We start from the raw sequence: 7,505 nt of genomic DNA, 5'->3' as shown, positions 1-7,505 counted from the left end.
CGAGCCGCTTGCGCTTTTAAATATATCCAGCTCCAGCGGCTAGAATCTCCGGTCATTTCACTCTCTCACTCGAAGCAAAAAGCGCTTCAAGGTCGAGAGTTCCAATGCCCTGCGATTCTGAACAAGCCGCTTGCGCTTTTAAATTTAAAAAGACAAAAACAGGTAGTTGCAAAATGAAGTTAGCCTTGTTATAATTTCATCATATGTGTTTCATCAATATAGTTGTGTATGCAGCTGAAGATGAAAAACTCTGTTTCGAAAATGATTCAGGGCGGAAGGAGATGAAAAGAATGAAAGCAGGAATTCACCCAGATTACAAGAAAGTTGTATTCATGGACACAAACACAGGCTTCAAATTCTTAAGCGGATCTACTAAAGGATCTAACGAAACTGTTGAGTGGGAAGATGGTAACACTTATCCATTACTAAAAGTTGAGATCAGTTCTGATTCTCACCCATTCTACACTGGACGTCAGAAGTTTGCTACTGCAGACGGACGCGTTGACCGCTTCAATAAGAAATACGGTATTAAGTAATAAAAACATAAAACAGGCAAGTGTATGTATTCGCTTGTCTGTTTTTTTTGCGAAAATATTATACCTTTACCCTACTTTTAACTAAAAAGTAGATGAAAGGAGAGCTTCATGTACTTAATAAATCAAAATGGCTGGATTGAAGTGATTTGCGGTAGTATGTTTTCTGGTAAATCAGAAGAGCTTATCCGCCGTGTGCGTCGTACACAATTTGCGAAACAACATGCAATTGTATTTAAACCATGTATTGATAATCGTTATAGCGAAGAAGACGTTGTATCACATAATGGATTAAAGGTAAAAGCAGTTCCTGTTTCTGCCTCAAAAGATATATTTGAGCATATAACAGAAGATATGGATGTTATTGCAATCGATGAGGTACAGTTTTTTGATGGGGACATTGTGGAAGTGGTGCAAGTATTGGCAAATCGTGGCTATCGTGTCATTGTAGCTGGTTTAGACCAAGATTTCCGTGGTCTACCATTTGGACAAGTTCCTCAGCTGATGGCAATTGCTGAACATGTAACAAAACTGCAAGCAGTATGTTCTGCATGTGGATCTCCAGCAAGTCGTACACAACGATTAATTAATGGAGAACCAGCGGCATTTGATGATCCAATTATTTTAGTTGGGGCTTCAGAATCGTATGAACCACGCTGTCGTCATTGTCATGCAGTTCCTACAAACAAAGATCAGTAAAACTCGCTGTGTAGGGCGGGTTTTTTTCAAAATAGAGAGAGTGAGTGGTGTGAGCCGCTTACGCTTTTAAATATTATCTAGCTCCGGTGGCTAGGTCCTTGCGTCTAAGAACCTCCCGCACGAGAAGACAAAAAGCGTCTTCTGTGCGAGAGAACCTTAACCACTGGACCTAAGCAGTCGGCTCCGCTTTTAAATATATTATCTAGCTCCAGCGGCTAGAATCTCCGGCCATTTCACTCTCTCGCTCGAAGCAAAAAGCGCTTTAAGGTCGAGAGTTCCAAATAGCCTGCGATTTTAAGCAAGCCGCTTGCGCTTTTAAATATAATTTGCGTTTTTTTGAGTAAGTACCATATACTATTTGTATTAGATACTAGGATGTAGAGGTGAATGATGTGTTAGATCGTTTGCAAGCTGTAGAAAATCGTTATGAGAAGTTAAATGAATTGTTAAGTGACCCAGAGGTTATTAGCGATACTAATAAGCTTCGTGAATATTCAAAGGAACAATCTGATATACAGGAAACGGTAGAGGTATATCGTGAGTATAAGGATGTTCGTGAGCAATTAAAAGATGCGAAAGCAATGTTAGAAGATAAGTTAGACGCAGAAATGCGTGAAATGGTAAAAGAAGAGGTTTCTGAATTAGAAGGACAAGATAAGGAATTGTCAGCGCGTCTGAAAATTTTACTTGTACCAAAAGACCCTAATGATGATAAGAACGTTATCGTTGAGGTTCGTGGAGCTGCTGGTGGCGACGAGGCCGCTTTATTTGCTGGTGACTTATACCGTATGTATAGCCGTTACGCTGAGGTACAAGGCTGGAAAACGGAAATTATCGAGGCTAGCTATACAGAATTAGGTGGATATAAAGAGATTATCTTTATGATTAACGGTAAAGGTGCTTTCGCGAAGCTGAAATTCGAGAATGGTGCTCACCGTGTACAACGTGTTCCTGAAACGGAATCTGGTGGACGTATTCATACATCTACAGCAACTGTAGCTGTATTACCAGAAGCAGAAGAAGTAGAGATCGACATTCATGAGAAAGATGTTCGTGTTGATACATTCGCTTCTAGTGGACCTGGTGGACAGAGCGTTAATACAACGATGTCAGCGGTACGCTTAACGCATTTACCGACTGGTGTAGTTGTATCTTGTCAGGATGAGAAATCACAAATTAAGAATAAAGAAAAAGCGATGAAAGTATTACGCGCACGTGTTTATGATAAGTTTAGACAAGAAGCACAAGCTGAGTATGATCAAAACCGTAAACAAGCTGTTGGTACGGGTGATCGTTCAGAGCGTATTCGTACGTATAACTTCCCGCAAAACCGCGTTACAGACCATCGAATCGGTTTAACGATTCAAAAGCTAGATCAAATCTTACAAGGTAAGTTAGATGATTTCATCAATGCCTTAGTGATGGAAGATCAGGCTCAAAAGATGGAGGCAGCTGAGTAATGCGTGTCTATGAAGCCCTGAAATGGGCTTCTTCTTTTTTACAGGAAAATGGACGAGATGAAAATGCGGGAGAAATTGTCCTTTGTCATGTATTAAAGACGAACAGAACGGGATTATTGATGAATATGCGTGAAGAAATAACTGCGGAACAAGAAAAAAGTTTTACAGAGTTTATCCACAAGCATGTAGAAGGTATTCCGATTCAATATATGATGGGTTATGAAATGTTTTATGGAAGATCGTTCTTTGTGAATGAAGAAGTATTAATACCAAGGCCGGAAACAGAAGAGCTTATAGTGGGAGTATTAGAAAGAGTCGAGCGCCATTTTGGTGATAAGGAACTACATGTAGCAGATATCGGTACAGGTAGCGGAGCGATTTCTATTACGCTAGCTTTAGAAAATAAAAATCTTCATGTGTATACGGTAGATATTGCACAAGAGTCGATTGAAGTTGCAAAAGAAAATGCGAAAACTTTGGGCGCAGAAGTAACGTTCTATCACGGTGATTTATTATCACCATTTTATGAAACGGGTCAAAAGTTAGATATTGTTGTTTCAAATCCTCCATATATACCGGAAGAAGATTGGCGTGGTCTTTCTCCTGTGGTGAAAGAGCATGAGCCGAAGAGAGCACTTGTTGGTGGTGAAGACGGATTAGATTTCTATCGCCGTTTTATGGAAGGGTTGCCGAATGTATTGCAGAAGAAAGCAATTGTGGCATTTGAAATTGGAGTAGGGCAAGGCGAGGATGTAAAAGGGCTATTGCAACAAGCTTTTCCACATGCTCATGTTGAGGTTGTTTTTGATATTAATGGAAAAGATCGTATGGTATTTGCAGAGATGGAGTAAGGTTCACACCTTACTCTATTTTTTGTGGGGAAATTTATATAGATTTTGAATTTAATAGTTTAGAAAGATGAAAGTCTGTCCACACTGTTTGTAGAGGGGACGGTGGAGGAAATGAAAAAACAAGTTATTGCTTATCTTCTTCTATTATTAATTGGTGCACAGTTACTTGTGCAGTTTGGATATATGAAAGCTGATGCGAAAGGGCCTTCAGTTATTCCGAAAGAGGCCGTTCGATTACGGATTTTAGCAAATAGTGATTCAGATAAAGACCAGGCGTTAAAACGCAAAGTGCGTGATGAAGTAAAAGCACAAATTGATGGATGGGTAGCAGATTTAACTTCATTTGAAGAGGCACGCAAAGTTATTCAAAGTCATATTCCAGAAATCGAAAAAACAGTGGCAAATACTTTGAAAAAAGAAGGAAGTAAAGATTCATTTCAAGTGAAATTCAGTAAGAATGTAAAGTTTCCTACAAAGGTATATGGGAATTTTATTTACCCAGCAGGGGAATATGAGGCAGTATTGATTACAATTGGTGAAGGTGAAGGGGCAAACTGGTGGTGTGTATTATTTCCGCCGATGTGTTTCTTAGATTTTTCAAGTGGTACAGCTGTAAGGAAAGAAGAACATGTTGTGAAGGCGGAATCTCCTGAAGAGGAGCAGGTAAAACAATTAGATGAAGAAGTAGTAAATGCAGAAGAGAAAAAAGAGGATGAGGTGAAAGAAAAGAAAGTTGTAAAGCAGGAAGTCGCAAAAAAAGTAACAGCTTCTGAAAAGAAAGTAGTAAAAAATGAAACGAAAGTAGAAGAACAACCTGTAAGTAAAGAAGAAACAAAAACTGTGGAAAAAGTGGAGAAACCTGTGGAACAAAAACAAGAAAAACAAAATGAGTATGTAAAAGTAGAGGAGGAAGAAGAAAAGCCAGAAGTTAAGTTATTTATTGTAGAAGCTTTTACATCTTTATTCTCTAAATAGTACTATTAGTAAATCCCTTCTCATATATAAAAAAGAGGAGGGATTTACTATGAAGAAGGTGTATTTTGCTACGAAAGCAGATGTGGAAAGATTACATTCATTTTTCGGACAAGCTAATAAAAAAGATGATAAAATAAATGAGCTGTACGCACAATTTATGATTTTGGAAGAGGCGGAAGAAATACGAGCTGTAATTGGTTATGAACAAAGTGGAGAAGATGTGCTTATTCGTTCTTGTTTATTCACACCTAATGTGGATAAACAGACGTTCTTATATTTTTTTGAAATGTTTTTGCAGTATATGAAAGAAAAAAATATTCGACAATTGTACTTACTAACAAATCATCCACAATCGATAACGATCTTTCAGTTTTTTGACTTTGTCACTGTAGAAAAAGAAAACGTGCCAGAGGGAATTCGACAGTTAGAACACTTTTGTAAAAATATAAAAGAGCCAAATGCAATAATACTAAATTGTCAGCTATTCACAAAGTTATCCACAGATTAATTAGGTTTATCCACATTTTGTGGATAAACCTTGTTTGTCTTTTGGATAAATCTCGTAGTAAACTAAAAATAGACAAGTATTTCATGGTAGAAAAGGACGTGGGAAAAAATGCATACAAATATGTGGGTTGTGGATAATGTTGTGGAAAGAAAAAAATATTATCCACAGATACAAGAAGCAGCAAAATTATTAAGAGAAAATGAAGCAATTGCCTTCCCTACAGAAACGGTATATGGGCTAGGTGCGAACGCGATGAATGATGAAGCAATCGCGAAAATTTTTGAAGCAAAAGGAAGACCGAGCGATAATCCGCTTATTGTCCACATCGGTACGAAATCTCAATTAGATGGGATTGTGAAGGAAGTTCCGCCAGTTGCAGAAAAGTTAATGGAACATTTTTGGCCAGGCCCGTTAACAATTATTTTACCTAGAAAAGAAGGAATTTCAGAGAAGGTGACGGCAGGACTTAATACGGTTGGAGTAAGAATGCCTGATCATCCAGTAGCGCTTGCTCTTATTGAGGAAGCAAATGTACCTGTTGCGGCACCAAGTGCGAATCGTTCTGGGCGTCCAAGTCCGACGTTAGCTTCTCACGTATATGAAGATTTAAATGAGAAGATTGCAGGTATTGTGGATGGCGGTGCAACGGGAGTAGGGGTTGAGTCAACTGTAATTGATTGTACGAGCACAGTTCCAACGATTCTACGTCCAGGTGGCATTACGAAAGAACAATTGGAAGCGGTGATAGGTACTGTTTCTTTAGATCCAGCTTTAAAGGATGAAAAGGAAAAACCGAAATCACCTGGAATGAAATATACACATTATGCACCGAAAGCGCCACTTAGTATTGTTGAAGGTTCACGTGAATTTATTCAGCTTATTGTGGATAAGAAAAAGGAAGAAGGATTTAAAGTAGGTGTATTAACGACAGAAGAGTATCAGCATGTGTATAGTGCGGATGTTGTACTATCTTGTGGTGTTCGAAGTGATTTAGCTAGCGTTGCGACTAAATTATATGATGTACTTAGAACGTTTGATGCAAGTGAAGTGGATGTTATTTTTAGTGAATCATTCCCGAATGAAGGAATAGGGAATGCCATTATGAATCGTTTAACGAAAGCAGCGGGACATCAAATTATTACTGAAGCATAAGGTACGATTAGCAAACAGAATATTTCTCCTCGGATAAGCATATTTTGAAGTAGCACGTCCGAGGAGGGACATGAATGACGTTTGAACAGCTAATACCTTTAATAATTATGGCATTCGCCTTAGGGATGGATGCGTTCTCGGTGAGTCTTGGTATGGGGATGATGACCTTAAAGTTAAGACAAATCCTGTATATCGGTATGACGATAGGGATTTTTCATATTATCATGCCATTTGTAGGAATGGTATTAGGTCGTTTTTTATCAGAGAAGTATGGAGATATTGCACATTTTGCAGGTGCCATTTTATTAATTGGACTAGGATTCTATATTGTATATTCGTCTATTTTGGAAAATGAGGAAGCTAGAACTGCGCCTATTGGAATTAGTTTATTCGTATTTGCATTTGGCGTCAGTATAGATAGTTTTTCAGTAGGTCTTAGTCTTGGAATTTACGGGGCGCAGACAATTATTACGATATTACTTTTTGGGTTTGTTAGCATGCTGTTAGCGTGGATTGGTTTATTAATTGGTAGACATGCGAAAGATATGCTCGGTACATATGGTGAAATAGTAGGTGGTATCATTCTGGTTGGATTTGGATTATATCTCCTTTTTCCTATATAATTTTGAGGAGGAGGACGTTATGAACAAGTTAATGGAATGGTATATTCGATTTGTAACGTTTTTTCCTAGGTCGTTACGACTGCTTGTTATTTGGGGTATTATTTTGCAAATTTCGATTTTAGATTGGATTAAGTTAATTCGCGAATGGTAAGATAGCTCCTTTCTGTGCATAGTTTTGTTTGTACTATATTGATTGCACTAAAAAATTACAGATTATAGAAAGGATGAGATGAATGACGAGATTGAAGCAAGTCTTTGGTATTATTATTAGTTTTTTTGTTTTTTGGTTTAGCATGCTCGGTGTACAAATGTTTGCTGAGTTTTTAGATATTGAGTCATTGAAGTTTGTTGCAGGAAAAACGGAGGCGGCGCGTGCTTTTTATTCTCCATACCCGTTTTTAATTGTTTTTCTTATTACATTGCTTTCTCTATATTTCTTCGTAATTAAGCTTGGGAAACCGAAAAAAGAGAAATTCCCGACTTTAGAGGAAAAAAAGGAAGAATTATAAAAAAAATCCCCCGCTTTTTAGCGGGGGATTTTTGGATGATGTAGTAGAGCGAGTCGTTTCCATCTTTAGGTTGTCAGAGCTAAACGGGCCACTTCCACTTTTAGGTACCATCCAGCTCCAGCGGCTAGAATCTCCGGTCATTTCGCTCTCTCGCTCGAAGCAAAAAGCGCTTCAAGGTCGAGAGCTCCAATGTCC

10 protein-coding genes are annotated in these 7,505 nt (G+C 38.2%); all 10 read left to right on the top strand.

Annotated features, from left to right (window positions below; genetic code table 11):
- Positions 1–290: 290 nt before the first annotated feature.
- A complete protein-coding gene (locus tag BAQ48_RS08895) occupies positions 291–536 on the top strand; it encodes a type B 50S ribosomal protein L31 (protein ID WP_060632964.1) in 246 nt (81 codons plus the stop codon).
- 108 nt (positions 537–644) lie between these two features.
- Positions 645–1,232, top strand: a complete 588-nt coding sequence (locus BAQ48_RS08890; protein ID WP_000280852.1) for a thymidine kinase — start codon at positions 645–647, stop codon at positions 1,230–1,232.
- 392 nt (positions 1,233–1,624) lie between these two features.
- Positions 1,625–2,692 carry a peptide chain release factor 1 gene (gene prfA / locus BAQ48_RS08885; RefSeq protein WP_033665332.1) on the top strand — a complete coding sequence of 356 codons (1,068 nt, stop codon included), beginning with the start codon at positions 1,625–1,627 and terminating at the stop codon, positions 2,690–2,692.
- A complete protein-coding gene (prmC, locus tag BAQ48_RS08880; RefSeq protein ID WP_071710797.1) occupies positions 2,692–3,543 on the top strand; it encodes a peptide chain release factor N(5)-glutamine methyltransferase in 852 nt (283 codons plus the stop codon). The genes prfA and prmC overlap by 1 nt, the downstream gene beginning before the upstream one ends.
- Positions 3,544–3,654: 111 nt before the next feature.
- A complete protein-coding gene (gene spoIIR / locus BAQ48_RS08875) occupies positions 3,655–4,518 on the top strand; it encodes a stage II sporulation protein R (protein ID WP_000745078.1) in 864 nt (287 codons plus the stop codon).
- Between the two features lie 49 nt (positions 4,519–4,567).
- Positions 4,568–5,026 (top strand): GNAT family N-acetyltransferase, encoded by a 459-nt coding sequence (locus tag BAQ48_RS08870; RefSeq protein WP_071710796.1) that lies wholly within the window; start codon positions 4,568–4,570, stop codon positions 5,024–5,026.
- A gap of 108 nt (positions 5,027–5,134) precedes the next feature.
- Positions 5,135–6,178: an L-threonylcarbamoyladenylate synthase gene (locus BAQ48_RS08865; RefSeq protein WP_071710795.1), complete on the top strand. Its 1,044-nt coding sequence runs from the start codon at positions 5,135–5,137 to the stop codon at positions 6,176–6,178.
- A gap of 74 nt (positions 6,179–6,252) precedes the next feature.
- Positions 6,253–6,801: a manganese efflux pump MntP gene (locus BAQ48_RS08860; RefSeq protein ID WP_000142483.1), complete on the top strand. Its 549-nt coding sequence runs from the start codon at positions 6,253–6,255 to the stop codon at positions 6,799–6,801.
- Between the two features lie 19 nt (positions 6,802–6,820).
- Positions 6,821–6,952, top strand: a complete 132-nt coding sequence (locus BAQ48_RS28400) for a hypothetical protein (protein WP_001037907.1) — start codon at positions 6,821–6,823, stop codon at positions 6,950–6,952.
- An 82-nt stretch (positions 6,953–7,034) separates the two neighbouring features.
- On the top strand, positions 7,035–7,310 hold the full coding sequence (locus BAQ48_RS08855) for a DUF3935 domain-containing protein (RefSeq protein WP_000197469.1): 276 nt from the start codon (positions 7,035–7,037) through the stop codon (positions 7,308–7,310).
- Positions 7,311–7,505: the final 195 nt, after the last annotated feature.

The organism is Bacillus luti (genome assembly GCF_001884105.1).
Lineage (GTDB): Bacteria > Bacillota > Bacilli > Bacillales > Bacillaceae_G > Bacillus_A > Bacillus_A luti.
The sequence above is the reverse complement of the archived record's forward strand: the minus strand, read 5'-3'. Positions and strand labels throughout refer to the sequence as shown.